Genomic DNA, 15,838 nt, shown 5'->3' on the forward strand with positions numbered 1-15,838 from the left:
CGGACCTCGGGCACGCGGCGCCGGTGCGGAGGCCGGGCGCCGAACGCGGATCCCGGGCAGGCGGACCTCGGGCACGCGGCGCCGGTCCGGAGGCCGGGCGCGCGCACCGCGCGGGGGCACCGCCAGGTGGGTGATTCCGCCGGGCGCCGGACCCCGCGTGCCGCGGGCCGGCGTGCGGGTCACCGGGTCGGGGACGCGTGGGGCGGGGCTCGGAGGGGTACGCGCGGGGCATGTCCGATTCCCACGGCGTGCAGCCGGCCGAGACCGTCCGTGACCGTGTGACCGCCCGGTTCAGCGCCTGGGACCGGGAGGTCTTCCATCGGGTCGCCACCCGGCACTGGCCGGGGGGCGACCAGGTGCTGCCCCGGCTGAGCCACGCGGCGAACCACGGGGTGCTGTGGTTCGGCGCGGCGGCCGGGATGGCCGTCCTCGGGCGGGGCTCCCGGTCGCGGCGCGCCGCCGTGCGCGGTGTGGCGTCGCTGGCACTGGCGTCCGCCGCCATCAACACGATCGGGAAACGGTCCGTGCGCCGCGCCCGGCCGGTGCGGGACGCCGTTCCGATGGTGCGGCAGCTGAAGAGGCAGCCGTTCACCACGTCCTTCCCGTCCGGCCACTCCGCCTCCGCCGCGGCCTTCGCGACGGGGGTCCTGCTGGAGTCCAGGGGCTGGGGCGCCGCCGTGGCGCCGGTCGCCGCGGCCGTGGCGCTGTCCCGGGTCTACACGGGCGTCCACTACCCGAGCGACGTGCTCGTCGGCGCGGCGCTCGGGGTGGGCGCGGCCTTCGCGCTGCGCGGGGTCGTGCCGACCCGGTCGCAGTTGCCCGCGCCGGGCCGCCCGCACGCCGACGCGCCCGCCCTGCGTGGCGGCGAGGACCTCGTGGTGGTCGCCAACCGGGGCTCCGGCTCGGGGGACATGACCGCCCTCGTGCGGAACGCGCTGCCGCTTGCCGAGGTATTGGAGTGCGAACCGGACGAGATACCGCACGTGCTGGAGAAGGCCGCGGAGTCCGGGCGGTGCCGGGCGCTGGGCGTCCTGGGCGGGGACGGCACCGTCAACGAGGCCGCGGCGGTGGCCGCCCGGTACCGCCTGCCGCTCGCGGTGTTCCCGGGCGGCACGCTCAACCACTTCGCGTACGGCCTCGGCATCGAGTCGGTCCACGACACCTGTCGCGCGCTGGCGTCGGGCGACGCGGTCCGCGTCGATCTGGGGCGGTTCGCCCCGGGCCCGGACGGCGCGCCGTACGGGTACTTCGTCAACACCTTCAGTCTGGGCGTGTACCCCGAGCTGGTACGGCTCCGGGAACGCTGGTCGCCCCGCATCGGCGGCTGGCCCGCCGGGGTCCTGGCGGCGCTGGAGGTGCTGCGCGGTGAGCATCCGCTGGAGGCGGAGGTGCACGGCCGGCGGCGCCCCTTGTGGCTGCTGTTCGCCGGGAACTGCGTCTACCGGCGCATGGGGCCCACACCGGGCCGTCGTCACGACCTGGCGGACGGTCTGCTGGACGTCCGGGTGGTGCACGCGGGCCGGTTCCCGGGACTGCGGCTGCTGGCCGCCGCGCTCGCCGGGCCGCTCAGCCGGTCGCCGGTGCACGCGGCCGGACAGCTGCGGCGTGTGCGGGTCTCGGGTCTGGCGCCGGGGACACCGCTGGCGTACGACGGTGAGGTGACCGAGGCTCCGCCGGAGTTGTTCATCGACAAGGACGACGAGGCGCTGACGGTCTACCGCCCCACGCCCGCTCTCTGACCCGGCCGGGTCACCGGCCGAGCGTCCCCACGTCCCCCATCACGATCACCGGTTTCTTCGCCGGGTCCAGGGCGAGCAGCAACTGCCGCATGTCGTCCCGCCGGAGGGAGATGCAGGCGCGGGTCGGTCCGCCGTGGTCGACGTGGATCCAGACGCCGCCGCCCTTGCCGAGCCCGAGCGGGCGGACCTTGTTCAGCGGTGACGTGCCGGGGACGCGGTTGTAGTCGATGGCCACGACGTGGTCGAAGGAGCCCTCCAGCGGCTCGCCCAGGAAGCCCGTGCCGGACAGGTTGAACTCCTGGCTCTCGTCGTAGGGCAGCCGGGTGCCGGGGTCGGGCAGGGCTCCTCCGGCGTCCCCGAGGGCGAACACCCCGATGGGTGTGCGCAGGTCGCCGGCACGGTGGTGGGCCGTCCAGCCGCGCAGCGCGTTGTGTGCGGGCCACGGCTGGCTGACCGCCTTCCACCCGGTCGCCGGATCGCGCTCGTACAGGACGGCGGTCGACTCGTGGGAGTGCGGCCCGTCGCCCTTGACGACGAGTGCCTGGCTGCTGGTGCCGGGGATGTGCGAACGAGTGGCGGGCCCGAGGCCGGGGATCACGGCGGGTGCGACGGACGCGGGTGCTCCTGGGGCGGGGGCCGCGGCCGCCGCCGTCTTCTTCGCCTCGCCGGCAGGTCCCTGGGCCGCCCGGGGGCCCCCGCAGCCCACGAGGAGGAGTCCGGCGCACACCGCGCCGGTGAGCAGGCGGCGTCCTGCGTTGTTGACGACGGGCATGTCGGAGCCTTTCCGTTCATCGCCGGCGGCCGGGCGGCGTGGACTTCGACCACATGGCCGATGATCTGCTGATCCGGCCGCCCTGGCGCGGCGGTGACGGGGCGACGCGCGCGAAGTTCCCCCGGTCCACCTAGCGCCGGCGGGTCACAGCAGGGGTCCGAGCGGTCCGAGGTCGAGGTTGAGGTCCTCGGGTTCGAGGCCGAACCGTGTGCGCAGGAGCTCCATGCGGTCCTCGAGCAGCATCAGCGTCAGGCCGATCCGCTCCTCCTGCTCCTCGGTGAGGTCACCGCCCTCCACCCGCCGGAGCGCCTGGCGCTCCATGAGCTGCCGGAGCAGTTCCACGACGGTCAGCACGAGCCGGGCCAGGTCGCGTTCCACGGTGTCGGGGTCGAGCTCCACCTTGCGGCGCGACGCGGTCACGGGCTCACCTCGCGGGCCGTCTCCCACGGTGAGGGGACGTCCTCGCTCACCGAACTGATGAGGGCCTTGAGGTCGACGCGTACGAGATCGACGTCGGCGATCCGGAGGGTGAGGTCGCCGGTGAGCACCACGCCGCCCGCCAGGAGCCGGTCCAGCAGGTCGACCAGTGCGATACGGCGCTCGGCGAGGGGCTGCGGGGTGGCGGGGGCTGCCGGGACGGTCATCGCGCGGCCTCCCGGGTCTCGTGGACTTCTTCCTCCGCGATGCCGGCGAAGGAGTACGGGGCCCAGGGTCCGGTGAGTTCGACGCGTACGCCCGGCTCGGACACGGCGTCGACCAGCTCCACGAACTGCTGGCTGCGGGTGCGGTCCACCAGGTAGGCGGCGTTGAGCACGTTGACGCCGGCGGCGCCGGAGAGCCGGGCGTCCTGGGGCGGGTGGACGGTGCCGGCCTCCGCGTGCCGGGAGAGTTCGCCGTGCAGGCGGCGGCAGACGGCGTCGGCACGCTGCCAGTCGCCCTCGCGGCTGCGGCGGGCGTGCAGCCGTCGGCGGAGGTAGTCCCGGCCGCTCGCCCCGGTCCCGGGGGACGCCGGTTCGGCCTCCTCGGCCGCCTGGGGCTCGGCGTACACCTTGACGCCCCACTCGACCCGGCCGTCGAGCCGTTCCAGGGCCCGTACGAAGCGGTCCCGGCCGTCCTCCAGGAGGCGCCGCACGCCGCTGTCGTCGCGGCACACGGTCGCGAGCCGCAGCGGGAGGGGGCAGGTCACCGTGGAGAGGGCGGCGACGACGGCGTCGTGGGCGCGTGCGGTGTCGGCCAGCCAGTCGAGGTCCTCCAGCCGGGCGCGCAACGGCGCCTCGTCGAAGTCCTCGGCCGGGACGGCACCGGTGACGGCGACCAGGTCGCCGTGGCGCAGGAGGCGGGGCGGTTCGCCGCCGATGCCGTGGGCCCCCTCGGGCAGGACGCCGTCGAACGGTCGCGTGACGGCGTAGACGTAACGCAGCCGGTCGGTGGTGCTCATGCGGTGCGTCCCTCCAGTTCGGCGATGCGGCGCTGCAGTTCGGCGTTCTCGCGGGCGAGTTCGCTGCCCCGGGCGCGGGAGGAGAGCGCCGGGTCGCTCTCCCACCAGTCGATGCCCATCTCCTTGGCGCGGTCGACGGACGCGACCACGAGGCGCAGCTTGATGGTCAGCAGCTCGATGTCCAGCAGGTTGATCTTGATGTCGCCGGCGATGACGACGCCCTTGTCGAGGACGCGTTCCAGGATGTCGGCGAGGTTGGCGCTGCTGCCGTCGGAGGCGTACGGACTGGGCAGACCGCTGGGTCGTGGGGTGCTCATGTCTGTCTCGGGCCCTTCTCCAGGCGGTCGAGGAGCTCGTCCTCCCGGCGGTCGAATTCCTCTTCGTCGATCTCGCCCGCCTCCAGCAGTTGGTTGAGGCGGGCGAGTTCGCGTTGTACGGCGGCGGGGTCGTAGTACTGCCGCTCGGCCTCCGCCACCACCTGGCGCAGCACCCAGGCGGTGCCGCGCAGGGGCGCCGCCGGCAGGAGCAGCAGTTCTCCCAGCAGGCCCATGCTCGGTCCCTCCTCTATTCGACGAAGCTGTAGGGCGGCAGCGGGCCGTTCACCTGCAGCACGAGGTGGTGGTGTGTCTGCTGGAACTTGTCGATCGCGGCGACGAAGCCGTCGGCGCGGTCCCGTTCCACCAGGAACGAGATGTTCGCCAGCCAGCCGCCGCTCTCGGGTCCGGGCCGGATGTCCGTGGCCTCGGTCTGCAGCGACTCCTGGATGAGCACCGCGTCGCTCGCCTCGCGCTGCTGGACGGCGGCGGCTACGCGTTCGCCGAGAGCCAGCTTCTGTTCGTAGGTGCCGCCGCCCGCGGCACGGTTGGCCTCGCTGAGCTTGCGCAGCTCGGGGTTGTCGGCGAGCACCCGGTGGAGGACGGCTTCTTCGTCGTGGCTGGCCTTCACGTTGTACTCGACCTTGTCGTCGAGGGCGCGCAGCCGCTCCAGGTAGTGCTCCTCGCGTTCGCCGAGGACGGCGAGCACGGCATCGTCGTCGGGCGAGACGCCGCCGAAGCGCATGGGGAGGACCGCGCCGGCCGCGCCCGCCTCGGCGAGCACGTTCTGGTGGGCCATCAGGTCGCGCCGCTTGGGCCTGAGGTCCTCGGGCGCGTCGCTGACGAGCGCGGCGAGGGCGCCGTGCTTGAGGACGCGGACGGCCTGCGGCGGGTCGCCGATGCCGCCCATCTGGTCGGGGAGTCCTGGGTGTGAGCTCCGCGCGATTCCGTAGACGTACGTGCTCACTCCTGCTCCTCCTTCTTACGGGACGACGAGCGGCCGGACGAGCCGCTGGACGAGCCGCCGGACGAGCCCTTCAGGGCGTCGGAGATGGTCTCGGCGGCGCCGGAGAGTGCCCCCTTGGACTTGCCGCGGGCGCCGGACTCGGTCAACTCACCGACCAGGTCGGGCAGACCCGGGTTCTTGCGGGGGCCCGCTTCCAGGTCGAGGCGGTTGCACGCCTCGGCGAAGCGGAGGTAGGTGTCGACGCTGGCGACGACGACCCGGACGTCGATTTTGAGGATCTCGATGCCGACCAGGGACACGCGGACGAACGCGTCGATGACGAGTCCGCGGTCCAGGACGAGTTCGAGGACGTCGTACAGGCCGCTGGTGCCGCCGCTTCCGCCTTGCTGTGCCGGAACAACGGTCATGGTGGGGTGCCTCCCTCCCTAGGAACGGTCCGACCGGCCGCGCTCGTAGCGGCGGACTCGCCGGTAGCCGCTGAGCTCGCCGTTGGCGTCGAGTTCGACCTCGTACGAGGCGAGCAGGCTCATCGTGTCGGGGACACGGGCCAGTTCGAGGACCTCGACGTTGAGGGTCCAGCCGTCCTCGGTGCGTTCGAACGAGGACACGGACTCGGCTTCCATGCCGGTGAGTTCGGCGAGCTGTGCGCATGCGCCGCGCAGCACCTGCATGGGGCTCGGCGACTGTTCCTGGGGCTGTTGTTGTGCCCGGGCGCTTTTCGCCCGGGCGTTGCTGTCGTTCTGGGTGTTCTCGGATGTGTTCGCCATGAATGCCTCGCTCTTCGGGTTGCCGTGACTCGGGTCCGCAAACCCTTGGCCCTGGCTGTGTGGTCGTCAGCTCAGTGCGTCGAGGCGCCGACGGGCCGGGCCGAGGGCGCGGGGACGGGCCGCGGAACCGTCCCAGGGGGTACTGCGGGCCTGTTCGAGTACGGTGGCGACGGTCCAGCGGCGGGCGTGCGTGGCCGGGTCGTCGAGTTGCTCCCACCGCAAGGGTGTGGCGACGGGGGCGCCGGGCCTGGCGCGTACGGAGTAGGGCGCGACGGCCGTCTGCGCGTACCCGTTGCGCTGGACGTCGAGGTAGAGGCGGTCGCCGCGGGCCTGTTTGCGCGGGGCGGTGGTGAGTTCGTCCGGGTGGGCGGCCGCGAGCGCCTCGGCGACGTCGTGCGCGAAGGCGCGTACCTCGTCGAACCCGCTGTGTCCGTCGAGCGGGACGATGACGTGCAGGCCCTTGGATCCGGTCGTCATGAGGGTGGAGGGCAGCCTGAGCGCGTCGAGGAGTTCGCCGAGGAGGTGGGCCGCTCGGCGCACGGCGTCGAAGTCGTCCTCGGGCGGGTCGAGGTCGAACACCATGCGGTCGGGCCGGTCCGGCCGGTCGGCCTTCGACTGCCAGCGGTGCAGCGTGACGCACGCCTGGTCGGCGAGGTGGACGAGGGTGGCGGTGTCGTCGCACACGGTGTGGGTGACGGTGCCGCCCTCCTTGCGGACCTCGACGCGGTGGACCCAGTCGGGGTAGCCGGCGGGTGTGTCCTTCTGCATGAAGCGGGGTCCGTCGATGCCGTCGGGGAGCCGTTCGAGCATCAGGGGCCTGCCGCGCAGGTGCGGCAGCATGAAAGGCGCGACGGAGCGGTAGTAGTCGGCCAGTTGGGCCTTGGTGATCCCGTCGTCGGGGAACAGGACCTTGTCGGGGCGGTGGATGTCGACGGTCCGGCGGCCGGCTCGTACGGCCCTGGTGCTGCTCGTACTCATCGTGAGCGCATACCCGGACGGTTCGTGGCCACACCCGGAATTCCGTTGCGCGGCGGCGGGCGCGGCCGCAGGATCCGGTGCCATGAGTGTGTTCCTGGAAACACCCCGGCTGGTGCTGCGGACGGTCACCGAGCAGGACCTCGACGAGGTGGTGGCGCTGGACAACGACCCCGAGGTCATGCGGTACATCAACGGCGGCCGGCCCGTGTCGCGCGACGAGGTGCGGGACGGGGCGCTGCGGCGGCTGATGGGGCGGGGGTTCTGGGCCGCGGAGGCGCGCGGTTCGGGTGAGTGGCTGGGCTGGTTCTCGCTGGAACCGCTGGCATCCGCCTTCGGGGAAGGGGCGGTGGAGCTGGGGTACCGGCTGCGCCGCTCGGCGTGGGGCCGGGGCTACGCGACCGAGGGCTCCCGGGCGCTGGTCGACAAGGGGTTCGGTGAGCTGGGCGTGCGGCGGGTGGTCGCGCGGACGATGACGGTCAACTCCGGGTCGCGGCGGGTGATGGAGAAGTGCGGGCTGACGTATGTCCGGACGTTCTTCGAGGAGTGGCCGGACGTGATCGACGGGTCCGAGCAGGGGGACGTGGAGTACGCCCTGACCCGGGACGTGTGGCTGAAGGGGCGTGACGTGCACTCGGCCGAGTGACGTCGGTGCGCATCGCCACGTGCCCGGCCCGGCGGCGGGAGGGACGTCATCGAACCCGCGCTCATCGGTCGGGAATGGCGCGGGGCCTCGGGATGCTCGTCGTGCACGGAACGTGCTGGGACTCGGACAGCACGCCGGGCTGCCGGCCGTGGACGCGGGCGATCCGCAGGCGCACATGGGAAGGCCCCGGTCCGCCGCCTGTGAGGCGTACAGGCCCGGGGCCCGCGTTTCCGTGCCCGCGCTCACCTCACGGGGTCACGACCCGCTCCACCAGCAGTTGCACGGCCGCCACGATCGCCTCGGCGTCGATGCCGGCCTTCCGCAGCTGTTCCTCGGGGGTCGCCGACGCCGGCATGTCCCGTACCGCGAGGCGTGCCATGCGCGGCGCGGGCCGGCCGTCGGAGAAGGCCTCGGCGACCGCGTCGCCCAGGCCGCCCTCGGGGTGGTGGTCCTCCACGGTGAGGAGGCAACCGGTGGCACCGGCCGCTTCGTCGAGCGTGTCGGTGTCGACCGGCTTGACCGAGTACAGGTCGATCACCCGCACGGGGATGCCGTATTCGTCGAGCAGGTCGGCGGCCTTCAGCGCCTCGTGCACCGTGACGCCGGCCGCGACGATCGTGGCCCTGTCGTCGTCGCCGTGGCTGCGCAGCACCTTGCTGCCGCCCACCGGGAAGGTGTCGTCGGGCCCGTACAGGACCGGCAGGTCGCCGCGCGAGGTGCGCAGGTAGCGCACGCCCTTCAGGTCGGCCATCGTGGCCACCAGCTTGGCGGTCTGGTTGGCGTCACACGGGTACAGCACGGTGCTGCCGTGCACCGAGCGGAACATCGCCAGGTCCTCCAGGCCCATCTGGGAGGGCCCGTCCTGGCCGATGGCGACACCCGCGTGGGAGCCGACCAGGTTGATCCCGGCGCGGCTGACCGCCGCCATGCGGACGAAGTCGTACGCCCGGGTGAGGAAGGCGGCGAAGGTCGACGCGTAGGGGACGTATCCGCGCGTCTGGAGGCCCACGGCGGCGGCGACGAGCTGCTGTTCGGCGATGTAGCACTCGAAGTACCGGTCGGGGTGGGCCTTGGCGAAGAACTCCGTACGGGTGGAGTCGCTGACCTCCGCGTCCAGCGCGACGATGTCGGCGCGTGCCGAGCCGAGCGCCTCCAGGGCGTGTCCGTAGGCGGTGCGGGTGGCGACGGTGTCACCGATGTCGAAGCGCGGAAGCTCGGGCCCGTGCGGCTCGCCGTCGCCGTTCGCGCCGGTCACGGCGGTCTTGCGGCCACCGCCCTCCGACGGCTTCTGGACGTCGACGTGGAGGGAGCGCGGGCCGCCGAGTTCCGCGACGGCGGCCTCGGCGTCCTTGACGGGCTTGCCGTGGAAGCCCTCCAGGTCCTCGACGGCGGCGACGCCCCGCCCCTTGTGGGTGGCGGCGAGGATCGCCGTGGGCTGCCGGATGGTGGAGCGGGCCTCGGCGAAGGCGCGGTCGAGGGCTTGCACGTCGTGGCCGTCGACCTCGATGGTGTGCCACCCGAAGGCGTGCAGCCGCCGTTCGTACGCGGCCAGGTTGTGCTCGTGCCGGGTCGGGCCGCGCTGCCCGAGCCGGTTGACGTCGACGATCAGGGTGAGGTTGTCGAGGTGGTTGTACGCGGCGTGCTCGACGGCCTCCCACACCGAGCCCTCCGCCATCTCGCTGTCGCCGGACAGGACGTACACGCGGTACGGGGCCTCGTCGAGGCGCTTGCCGGCCAGGGCGATGCCGACGCCGACGGGCAGGCCCTGGCCGAGGGAGCCGGTGGCGACGTCCACCCAGGGCAGCCGGGGGGTGGGGTGCCCTTCGAGGCGGCTGCCGAGCTTGCGGAAGGTGAGCAGCTCGTCGTCGTCGACCGCCCCGGCGGCCTTGTACATGGCGTAGAGCAGCGGGGAGGCGTGTCCCTTGGAGAGCACGAACCGGTCGTTGCCGGGATGCTCGGGGTGGCCGAAGTCGAAGCGCAGGTGGTGGGCGAGGAGGACGGCCGCGATGTCGGCCGCCGACATGGACGAGGTGGGGTGCCCGGAGCCGGCGGCGTCGGCGGCGCGTACCGCGTCGACGCGCAACTGCTGCCCCAGGGTGGCCAGTTGTTCGTGGTGCATGTCACTCCTTGCCGTTTCCGTCCCCGCGTGCGGGTCCGGCCGGGATGCGGGCCAGTTCGGGCGAGGCGGTGTCGAGGGGCACCTGCCAGGAGCGGAGCAGGCCGAGCTGCACGGCCTGGCGTGGCAGGGCGGCGTCCAGCAGCCAGTCGGCGGCGACCCGTACCCGGTTGCCGGGCATGGCGGCCAGGTGGTAGCCGCGGGTGACGGCACCGGCGACCGGGCCGGACAGCTTCACCCCCATCGGGTTGGCGGCCGCCTTGACCCCGCCGAGGTCCACGGCGAAGCCCAGGTCGTGGTGCCGGTACGGAACGGATTCGCCGTACCCGAGGGACGCGGCGACGTTGCGGGCGGCGACCTTGCCCTGGCGGGACGCGTGCTGCGCCGTCATGGGTGTGAACTCGCCGGGCCGGGTCAGGTCGGGTACGGCGGCGGCGTCACCGCACGCGAACACGTCGGGGTGGCCGGGTACGCCGAGTTGCGGGGTCACCACGAGACGGCCGCGTTCGACGGGGAGCCCCAGCTGGGAGACGAGCGGGTCGGGGCGTACGCCGACGCACCAGATCAGCGACCGGGTCTCCACGAACTCGCCGTCGTCCAGCAGGACTCCGTCGGCCGTGGACTCCTTGACGGAGGTCTTGGTGCGCACGTCGACGCCCCGGCCGCGGAGCACTTCGTCGGCGGTGCGGGACAGCTTCTCGTCGAGGCCGGGCAGGACGCGGTCGGCGACGTCGAGGAGCATCCAGCGGGGCCGCACTCCGGCGGGCCAGGCGGGCTGTTTGCGTACGAGCGCGTCGGTGAACATCTTGCCGTGCGCGGCCAGTTCCGTGCCGGTGTAGCCGGCCCCGACGACCACGAAGGTGCAGCGGGAGGTGCATTCGGCGGGGTTGCCGGAGGCCGAGGCGAGCTCGATCTGCCGGGTGATGTGGTCGCGCAGGTAGAGCGCCTCGGGCAGGCCGCGGAAGCCGGTGGCGTTCTCGGCGACGCCCGGGATGGGCAGCAGTTTGCTGACGCTGCCGACGGCGAGGACGAGCCGGTCGTAGGTGAGGGTGCCCTCGGTGCCTTCGGGGTCGGTGTAGTGGACCGCGCGCCCGTCGAGGTCGACGTGGTCGGCCTGGCCGAGCACCAGCCGTACGTGGCGGAGCGTACCGGGCAGGGACACGGTGATCCGGCGTGGTTCCAGGACCCCCGCGGTGACCTGGGGCAGCAACGGGAGGTAGAGGAAGTAGTCGGTCGGGTTCAGCAGCACGATCTCGGCGCGCCCGCGCAAGCTGCGGGAGAGGTTGCGGGCGGTCTGGTATCCGGCGAAGCCGGCTCCGACGATCACGACGCGCGGCAGGGCGCGCGATCCGCCGGGTTGGCCGGAGGGGCCGGGAAGCGGGCCGGACGGGCTGACGGACGGGGTCACAGGGCCTCCAGCGTCATGTCTGCGTAACGGCACGGCCGCGTGTAGCGGACGGACCTTCCCGGTGCCCCGGAGCCTGCCTGCCAAACGCGGCATTGCGGTCATCACGGGGCCGCCCGGCGGCGCCGTCGGGTGGCATTGCGGTCATCGCGGGGACGCCCGGCGTCGCCTTCGCAGCACCGCCGCGGCCGCGGCACCGGCAGCCAGGGCCCCGGCGGCCAGCGCGGCGGGGTGGCGCAGCAGCACGGTGTCGGCGTACAGGTCGTGGGACGTGTCGTCGAAGCGGCCGTGGGCGCCGAAGTCCCGGCCGAGGGCGCCGTCGACCGGTGCCCAGAGGTTGCTGGGCGCCGGTTCGTCGGCTGCGGCGCCGCCCTCCCGCTCCTCGGTCTGGGCGGCGTACATCGTCCGGGCGAGGTAGCGGTCGAGCAGGCCGGGCGCGAGGGCGTTCGCGACGAGGGTGGCGGCCGTGGCGGCGCCCACCCGGTACTCGCGGCGGCCCGGGTGGCCGGCGGCGTGGACGACGGCCCGGGCGGCGACCTCCGGCTGGTAGACGGGGGCGACGGGCCGGGGGCGGCCGGGCAGCCGGGAGAGCACCCAGTCGAACTGCGGCGTGTTGAGGGCCGGAAGCTGGACCATGGTGGTGCGCACGTTGCTCCCGGCGTGCAGCAGCTCGCAGCGGACGGACTCGTTCCATCCCTGGATGGCGTGTTTGGCACCGCAGTACGCGGACTGGAGCGGGATGCCGCGGTAGGCGAGGCTGGAGCCGACCTGGACGACGGTCCCGCTGTCGCGGGGGACCATACGGCGCAGGGCGGCGCGGGTGCCGTTGACGTACCCGAGGTAGGTGACCTCGGTGACACGGCGGAATTCGTCGGCGCCGATCTCGGTGAAGGGCGCGAACACGCCGATGAAGGCGTTGTTGACCCAGACGTCGATGGGGCCGAGTTCCGTCTCGACGCGTTCGGCGGCACGCTCGACGGCGTCGGGGTCGGCGACGTCGACCGGTACGGGGAGCGCTTCACCGCCCGCGTCCCTCACCTCGGCCGCCGCGCCCGCGAGACCCTTCTCACCGCGCCCGAGCAGGGCCACGCGGTCGCCGCGCGCCGCGAAGGCGCGGGCGGTCGCCCTGCCCATGCCTCCGCCGGCTCCGGTGATGACGACGGTGCGCGGCTGCCGGAGGTTCACGTCCATGGGGCGGCGGGTACCCGGCGGCCCGCCGGTGTAACGCCCGCGCCGGGGTGCCGCGAACCCTGGCGTGTATCACTATTCGAGAAGCGCGTATCAGCATGCGACACGTCGGCGTACGGTGGTGCCACCAACCACCCGGCAGACAAAGGGAGTACGGCGATGGCCGACGCTGTCTACACGCATGGGCACCACGAGTCAGTACTGCGCTCGCACCGCTGGCGGACGGCCGCCAACTCCGCGGCGTACCTGGTGGGCGAGCTGCGGCCGGGCCTGGACGTCCTGGACGTGGGCTGCGGCCCGGGAACCATCACGGCGGACCTGGCCGCCCTCGTGACCCCGGGCGGCCGTGTGACGGCGGTCGACTCGGCCGGCGACGTGTTGGAGCAGGCCCGTACGACGGTCGGCGAACGGGGCCTGGACAACGTCCACTTCGCGGTCGCCGACGTCCACGCCCTGGACTTCCCGGACGACTCGTTCGACGTCGTCCACGCCCACCAGGTGCTCCAGCACGTGGGCGACCCGGTGCGGGCGCTGCGCGAGATGCGCAGGGTGTGCCGGCCCGGCGGTGTGGTGGCGGCACGCGACAGCGACTACGCGGCGTTCGCCTGGTTCCCGGAGCTCCCGGTGCTGGACGAGTGGCAGCGGCTGTACCAGCGGGTGGCGCGCGCCAACGGCGGCGAACCGAACGCGGGCCGCCGACTGCTGTCCTGGGCCCGGCAGGCCGGGTTCACCGACATCACCGCCACCGCCGGCACCTGGTGTTACGCCACACCCGAGGAGCGGGTCTGGTGGAGCGGGCTGTGGGCGGACCGTACGACCGCTTCGGTGTACGCGAGACTCGCGATGGACGGCGGACACGCGACCGAGAGGCAACTGGCGGCGATCGCCGACGGCTGGCGGGAGTGGGGACGGCAGGAGGACGGGTGGTTCCTGGTGCCGCACGGCGAGGTGTTGTGCCGGGTGTGACACCCGGGCGTTCACACCGAGCCCGACCGGCCACGGGGCCGGACAGGGGTCCGGACAGGGGTCCGGCTCGGCCGGCCACGGACCCGGACGAGGGGCCGGTTCGGCCGGTCACGGGCCCGGACCAGGAGCCGGTTCGGCCGGTCACGGACCCGGACCAGGAGCCGGATCGGCCGGTCACGGACCAGGACCAGGGGCGGCCGTCGGCGCCGGCCGACCACTGCGGGCGAATGGATCTCGCTCCCCCGCACCGTCAACTACCCTCACCGGTATGGAGATCCTCGGCACCACGCTGCGCGTCTGCGTCGACGACCTGGAGACCTCGGTGGTCTTCTACGAACGGCTCACCGGCAGCCGCGCGCTCCGGTTCGAGCGCGGCGGCGTGTCGGTGGCCGCCATCGGCTGCTTCCTGCTGATGAGCGGCCCCGAGCCCGAGCTGGAGATCCTGCGCAAGGTGGCGGCGACGATCGCGGTCGAGGACGTGGACGCCGCCCACACCACCCTCACCGAGGCGGGCGCGAAGGTGCTCGCGGGCCCCGTACCGACGCCCGTGGGCCGCAATCTGATCGCGGTCCACCCCGACGGATCGGTCTTCGAGTACGTCGACCAGCGCCGCTGACACCGCTCGACCCGGGACACCTTCCGTCCGTCCTATATGATTGCTTCAATGTGTTATGGCACCTATGTCCGTTATGACGGCAGGTGAGTATCAGGTATGCCTTCGGAACGACAGGGCGACGGACCACGACGCGAACCCCGCGGTGGCGGGGACGGTCGCCCGCGCCGGATGTCCGCACCGAAGGCCATGCGCTCCGCCGCCCAGCAGTTGGAAGAGCTGCTGGGCAGGCCCCCGGAGTCGATTTCCGCGCTCCGGCCCACCGATGACGGATGGGAGGCCGAGGTGGAAGTGCTCGAGCTCGAGCGGATCCCCGAGACGACCAGTGTGCTGGCCAGCTACCGGGTGACGCTCGACGCGGAGGGAGAACTCATGGCGTACGAACGAATCCGGCGCTACACGCGCGGGCAGATCGACCGGCGCGCCTGAGGCCTATCCGGACCGCCGATCAGGCGTCCGTGAGAGGAGGCACCATGACGGTGGTGCCACAAGGAGGCGGAGGCCCTGTCGCCCGAGGGGGAGGCGGCGGATCCTCATCATCGTTGTACGACGTACTGGAACTGATCCTCGACCGCGGACTCGTCATCGACGTCTTCGTCCGCGTGTCGCTGGTGGGCATCGAGATCCTCAAGGTCGACGCCCGGATCGTGGTGGCGAGCGTGGACACCTACCTGCGCTTCGCAGAGGCGTGCAACCGGCTCGACCTCGAAAGCGGGCGCAAGGCCCCGACGCAGCTGCCCGAACTGGTGGGGGAGATGACGGAGGGCGGGGCGAAAGGGAAGAGCAAGGGAGCGCTCACGGGGGCGGTGGAGGCCTTCTCCGACTCGTTCCGCAAGGGGCGTGACGACGAGGACGAGGAAGAACCCGAACCGGTAGAGGAGCGGGAGAGGTCACGGCCGCGCCGTCCTCCCCGGCGCCGGGAAGAGTGAGCAGCCATGGCGGTCTACGTGTACGCGATCACGCCCTCGACCCATCCCCTGCGTCTGGACGGGGTCACGGGTGTCGGTGAGCCGGCGGAGGAGCTGCGTGTGGTGACGGAGGGCGATCTCGCCGCCGTCGTCAGTGACGCCCCCGACGGCCTGCGGGCGAAGCGCCGTGACGTCCTCGCGCACCAGACGGTGCTGCAGGAACTCCTGGGACAGGCGGGTGTACTGCCCCTGCGGTTCGGCGCCCTCGCGCCCGACGACGACGCGGTGCGCGACGCCCTCAAGGAACGCGCCGACAACTACCGCGACCGGCTGACGGCCCTGGACGGCTGCGCGGAGTTCCACCTGAAGGCGTCCTGCGACGAGGACGTCCTGCTGCGTGACGTACTGCGGCAGTCGGAGGAGGCGCGGCGCATGAACGAGGAGGTTCGCAGCGGGCGCGGGGGGCAGGACCTGAAGATCTCGCTCGGCGAACTGGTCGCGGCCGAGGTCGCCGCCCGCCGGGAGGCCCTGGCCGCCCCCGTCATCGACGCCCTGCGCCCCCTGGCGCGGGAGATCCGGGAGTCGGAGGCGGGCGGTGACGACTTCGTGAGCGTCTCCTTCCTCGTCGAGCGGACCCGGCAGAACGCGTTCCTGGAACGGGAGGCGGACCTCGTCGAGGAGTACGGCGACGACTTCTCCTTCCGGCTGCACGGGCCGCTGCCGCCCTACAGCTTCGTCTAGGGGGCGCATGGATCATGGGTCTCTTCACCCAACTGGTCACCCTCCCTCTCGCCCCCGTCCGGGGGGTCGGATGGGTCGTACAGAGAGTCACCGAAGCCGCGGAACAGGAGTACTACGACGCCCGGCCGGTCGTGCGGGCGCTCGCGGATCTGGAACAGGAACTCACATCCGGACGGATCGATCAGGAGACCTTCGACCGGCGCGAGGACGAGCTGCTGGACCGGCTCGAGGAGATCCAGCGCTTCTGGGAAGGCCGCGAACCATGATGTGCGAGGAGGACCTC

At 72.8% G+C, this 15,838-nt stretch carries 21 protein-coding genes; 8 read left to right on the forward strand and 13 right to left on the reverse strand.

The annotated features are described in order from the left end of the window. Nucleotides 1-230: 230 nt before the first annotated feature. Nucleotides 231-1,739 (forward strand): phosphatase PAP2 family protein, encoded by a 1,509-nt coding sequence (locus ACZ6C1_RS07635; RefSeq protein WP_469238805.1) that lies wholly within the window; start codon nt 231-233, stop codon nt 1,737-1,739. Nucleotides 1,740-1,749: 10 nt separating this feature from the next. Here ACZ6C1_RS07635 and ACZ6C1_RS07640 read toward each other — a convergent pair whose 3' ends face one another. The 10 genes from ACZ6C1_RS07640 to ligD all read right to left on the reverse strand — a co-directional run bounded on the left by ACZ6C1_RS07640 (nt 1,750) and on the right by ligD (nt 6,975). Beyond that, nucleotides 1,750-2,511: a hypothetical protein gene (locus ACZ6C1_RS07640; protein WP_469238807.1), complete on the reverse strand. Its 762-nt coding sequence runs from the start codon at nt 2,509-2,511 to the stop codon at nt 1,750-1,752. A gap of 144 nt (nt 2,512-2,655) precedes the next feature. Next, nucleotides 2,656-2,931, reverse strand: coding sequence for a gas vesicle protein K (locus ACZ6C1_RS07645; protein WP_344365240.1), 276 nt, complete (start codon nt 2,929-2,931; stop codon nt 2,656-2,658). Further along, a complete protein-coding gene (locus ACZ6C1_RS07650; RefSeq protein WP_469238809.1) occupies nt 2,928-3,155 on the reverse strand; it encodes a gas vesicle protein in 228 nt (75 codons plus the stop codon). Before ACZ6C1_RS07650 ends, ACZ6C1_RS07645 begins: the two co-directional genes overlap by 4 nt. Continuing rightward, on the reverse strand, nt 3,152-3,949 hold the full coding sequence (locus ACZ6C1_RS07655; protein ID WP_469238810.1) for a GvpL/GvpF family gas vesicle protein: 798 nt from the start codon (nt 3,947-3,949) through the stop codon (nt 3,152-3,154). The genes ACZ6C1_RS07650 and ACZ6C1_RS07655 overlap by 4 nt, the downstream gene beginning before the upstream one ends. Next, nucleotides 3,946-4,266: a gas vesicle protein gene (locus ACZ6C1_RS07660; RefSeq protein WP_469238813.1), complete on the reverse strand. Its 321-nt coding sequence runs from the start codon at nt 4,264-4,266 to the stop codon at nt 3,946-3,948. Before ACZ6C1_RS07660 ends, ACZ6C1_RS07655 begins: the two co-directional genes overlap by 4 nt. Continuing rightward, a complete protein-coding gene (locus ACZ6C1_RS07665) occupies nt 4,263-4,499 on the reverse strand; it encodes a gas vesicle protein GvpG (RefSeq protein WP_469238815.1) in 237 nt (78 codons plus the stop codon). The genes ACZ6C1_RS07660 and ACZ6C1_RS07665 overlap by 4 nt, the downstream gene beginning before the upstream one ends. A gap of 14 nt (nt 4,500-4,513) precedes the next feature. Beyond that, a complete protein-coding gene (locus tag ACZ6C1_RS07670; protein ID WP_469238817.1) occupies nt 4,514-5,230 on the reverse strand; it encodes a GvpL/GvpF family gas vesicle protein in 717 nt (238 codons plus the stop codon). Beyond that, the gene (locus ACZ6C1_RS07675; protein ID WP_469238819.1) at nt 5,227-5,637 is read right to left on the reverse strand and encodes a gas vesicle structural protein GvpA; all 411 of its coding nucleotides are present in this window, start codon (nt 5,635-5,637) and stop codon (nt 5,227-5,229) included. The genes ACZ6C1_RS07670 and ACZ6C1_RS07675 overlap by 4 nt, the downstream gene beginning before the upstream one ends. 18 nt (nt 5,638-5,655) lie before the next feature. Further along, a complete protein-coding gene (locus ACZ6C1_RS07680) occupies nt 5,656-5,997 on the reverse strand; it encodes a gas vesicle protein GvpO (RefSeq protein WP_469238821.1) in 342 nt (113 codons plus the stop codon). A 66-nt stretch (nt 5,998-6,063) separates the two neighbouring features. After that, nucleotides 6,064-6,975 carry a non-homologous end-joining DNA ligase gene (gene ligD, locus ACZ6C1_RS07685; RefSeq protein ID WP_469238823.1) on the reverse strand — a complete coding sequence of 304 codons (912 nt, stop codon included), beginning with the start codon at nt 6,973-6,975 and terminating at the stop codon, nt 6,064-6,066. An 82-nt stretch (nt 6,976-7,057) separates the two neighbouring features. Between ligD and ACZ6C1_RS07690 the strand changes: the two genes are divergently transcribed. Then, nucleotides 7,058-7,618, forward strand: a complete 561-nt coding sequence (locus ACZ6C1_RS07690) for a GNAT family N-acetyltransferase (RefSeq protein ID WP_469238824.1) — start codon at nt 7,058-7,060, stop codon at nt 7,616-7,618. A gap of 247 nt (nt 7,619-7,865) precedes the next feature. Here the strand turns inward: ACZ6C1_RS07690 and ACZ6C1_RS07695 are convergent, their stop codons facing one another. The 3 genes from ACZ6C1_RS07695 to ACZ6C1_RS07705 form a co-directional block, all read right to left on the reverse strand. Beyond that, nucleotides 7,866-9,737, reverse strand: coding sequence for a transketolase (locus ACZ6C1_RS07695; protein ID WP_469238826.1), 1,872 nt, complete (start codon nt 9,735-9,737; stop codon nt 7,866-7,868). A 1-nt stretch (nt 9,738) separates the two neighbouring features. Beyond that, entirely contained in the window at nt 9,739-11,061 is a 1,323-nt protein-coding gene (locus ACZ6C1_RS07700; protein WP_469239087.1) for an NAD(P)/FAD-dependent oxidoreductase, read from the reverse strand. Nucleotides 11,062-11,283: 222 nt separating this feature from the next. Next, nucleotides 11,284-12,330: an SDR family oxidoreductase gene (locus ACZ6C1_RS07705; protein WP_469238828.1), complete on the reverse strand. Its 1,047-nt coding sequence runs from the start codon at nt 12,328-12,330 to the stop codon at nt 11,284-11,286. A 156-nt stretch (nt 12,331-12,486) separates the two neighbouring features. Here ACZ6C1_RS07705 and ACZ6C1_RS07710 point away from each other — a divergent pair, with 156 nt between their 5' ends. The 6 genes from ACZ6C1_RS07710 to ACZ6C1_RS07735 all read left to right on the forward strand — a co-directional run bounded on the left by ACZ6C1_RS07710 (nt 12,487) and on the right by ACZ6C1_RS07735 (nt 15,821). Beyond that, nucleotides 12,487-13,293 (forward strand): class I SAM-dependent methyltransferase, encoded by an 807-nt coding sequence (locus ACZ6C1_RS07710; RefSeq protein WP_469238831.1) that lies wholly within the window; start codon nt 12,487-12,489, stop codon nt 13,291-13,293. A gap of 268 nt (nt 13,294-13,561) precedes the next feature. Beyond that, a complete protein-coding gene (locus ACZ6C1_RS07715; RefSeq protein WP_469238832.1) occupies nt 13,562-13,909 on the forward strand; it encodes a VOC family protein in 348 nt (115 codons plus the stop codon). 96 nt (nt 13,910-14,005) lie between these two features. Further along, a complete protein-coding gene (locus tag ACZ6C1_RS07720; RefSeq protein ID WP_469238834.1) occupies nt 14,006-14,335 on the forward strand; it encodes a gas vesicle protein GvpO in 330 nt (109 codons plus the stop codon). Between the two features lie 44 nt (nt 14,336-14,379). Continuing rightward, complete coding sequence (locus ACZ6C1_RS07725) at nt 14,380-14,835, forward strand: gas vesicle structural protein GvpA (protein WP_469238835.1); 456 nt, start codon at nt 14,380-14,382, stop codon at nt 14,833-14,835. Between the two features lie 6 nt (nt 14,836-14,841). Further along, nucleotides 14,842-15,555, forward strand: coding sequence for a GvpL/GvpF family gas vesicle protein (locus ACZ6C1_RS07730; protein ID WP_469238836.1), 714 nt, complete (start codon nt 14,842-14,844; stop codon nt 15,553-15,555). 14 nt (nt 15,556-15,569) lie between these two features. Beyond that, nucleotides 15,570-15,821, forward strand: a complete 252-nt coding sequence (locus tag ACZ6C1_RS07735) for a gas vesicle protein GvpG (RefSeq protein ID WP_469238837.1) — start codon at nt 15,570-15,572, stop codon at nt 15,819-15,821. The last annotated feature ends 17 nt before the right edge of the window (nt 15,822-15,838 follow it).

The organism is Streptomyces sp. NPDC041796, assembly GCF_055590785.1.

Bases quoted from the DNA above. Each gene is read 5' to 3' on its own strand.
- ACZ6C1_RS07635 (WP_469238805.1), top strand. From the start codon at position 231: ATGTCCGATTCCCACGGCGTGCAGCCGGCCGAGACCGTCCGTGACCGT.
- ACZ6C1_RS07640 (WP_469238807.1), bottom strand. From the start codon at position 2,511: ATGCCCGTCGTCAACAACGCAGGACGCCGCCTGCTCACCGGCGCGGTG.
- ACZ6C1_RS07650 (WP_469238809.1), bottom strand. From the start codon at position 3,155: ATGACCGTCCCGGCAGCCCCCGCCACCCCGCAGCCCCTCGCCGAGCGC.
- ACZ6C1_RS07655 (WP_469238810.1), bottom strand. From the start codon at position 3,949: ATGAGCACCACCGACCGGCTGCGTTACGTCTACGCCGTCACGCGACCG.
- ACZ6C1_RS07660 (WP_469238813.1), bottom strand. From the start codon at position 4,266: ATGAGCACCCCACGACCCAGCGGTCTGCCCAGTCCGTACGCCTCCGAC.
- ACZ6C1_RS07665 (WP_469238815.1), bottom strand. From the start codon at position 4,499: ATGGGCCTGCTGGGAGAACTGCTGCTCCTGCCGGCGGCGCCCCTGCGC.
- ACZ6C1_RS07675 (WP_469238819.1), bottom strand. From the start codon at position 5,637: ATGACCGTTGTTCCGGCACAGCAAGGCGGAAGCGGCGGCACCAGCGGC.
- ACZ6C1_RS07680 (WP_469238821.1), bottom strand. From the start codon at position 5,997: ATGGCGAACACATCCGAGAACACCCAGAACGACAGCAACGCCCGGGCG.
- ligD (WP_469238823.1), bottom strand. From the start codon at position 6,975: ATGAGTACGAGCAGCACCAGGGCCGTACGAGCCGGCCGCCGGACCGTC.
- ACZ6C1_RS07690 (WP_469238824.1), top strand. From the start codon at position 7,058: ATGAGTGTGTTCCTGGAAACACCCCGGCTGGTGCTGCGGACGGTCACC.
- ACZ6C1_RS07695 (WP_469238826.1), bottom strand. From the start codon at position 9,737: ATGCACCACGAACAACTGGCCACCCTGGGGCAGCAGTTGCGCGTCGAC.
- ACZ6C1_RS07705 (WP_469238828.1), bottom strand. From the start codon at position 12,330: ATGGACGTGAACCTCCGGCAGCCGCGCACCGTCGTCATCACCGGAGCC.
- ACZ6C1_RS07710 (WP_469238831.1), top strand. From the start codon at position 12,487: ATGGCCGACGCTGTCTACACGCATGGGCACCACGAGTCAGTACTGCGC.
- ACZ6C1_RS07715 (WP_469238832.1), top strand. From the start codon at position 13,562: ATGGAGATCCTCGGCACCACGCTGCGCGTCTGCGTCGACGACCTGGAG.
- ACZ6C1_RS07720 (WP_469238834.1), top strand. From the start codon at position 14,006: ATGCCTTCGGAACGACAGGGCGACGGACCACGACGCGAACCCCGCGGT.
- ACZ6C1_RS07725 (WP_469238835.1), top strand. From the start codon at position 14,380: ATGACGGTGGTGCCACAAGGAGGCGGAGGCCCTGTCGCCCGAGGGGGA.
- ACZ6C1_RS07730 (WP_469238836.1), top strand. From the start codon at position 14,842: ATGGCGGTCTACGTGTACGCGATCACGCCCTCGACCCATCCCCTGCGT.
- ACZ6C1_RS07735 (WP_469238837.1), top strand. From the start codon at position 15,570: ATGGGTCTCTTCACCCAACTGGTCACCCTCCCTCTCGCCCCCGTCCGG.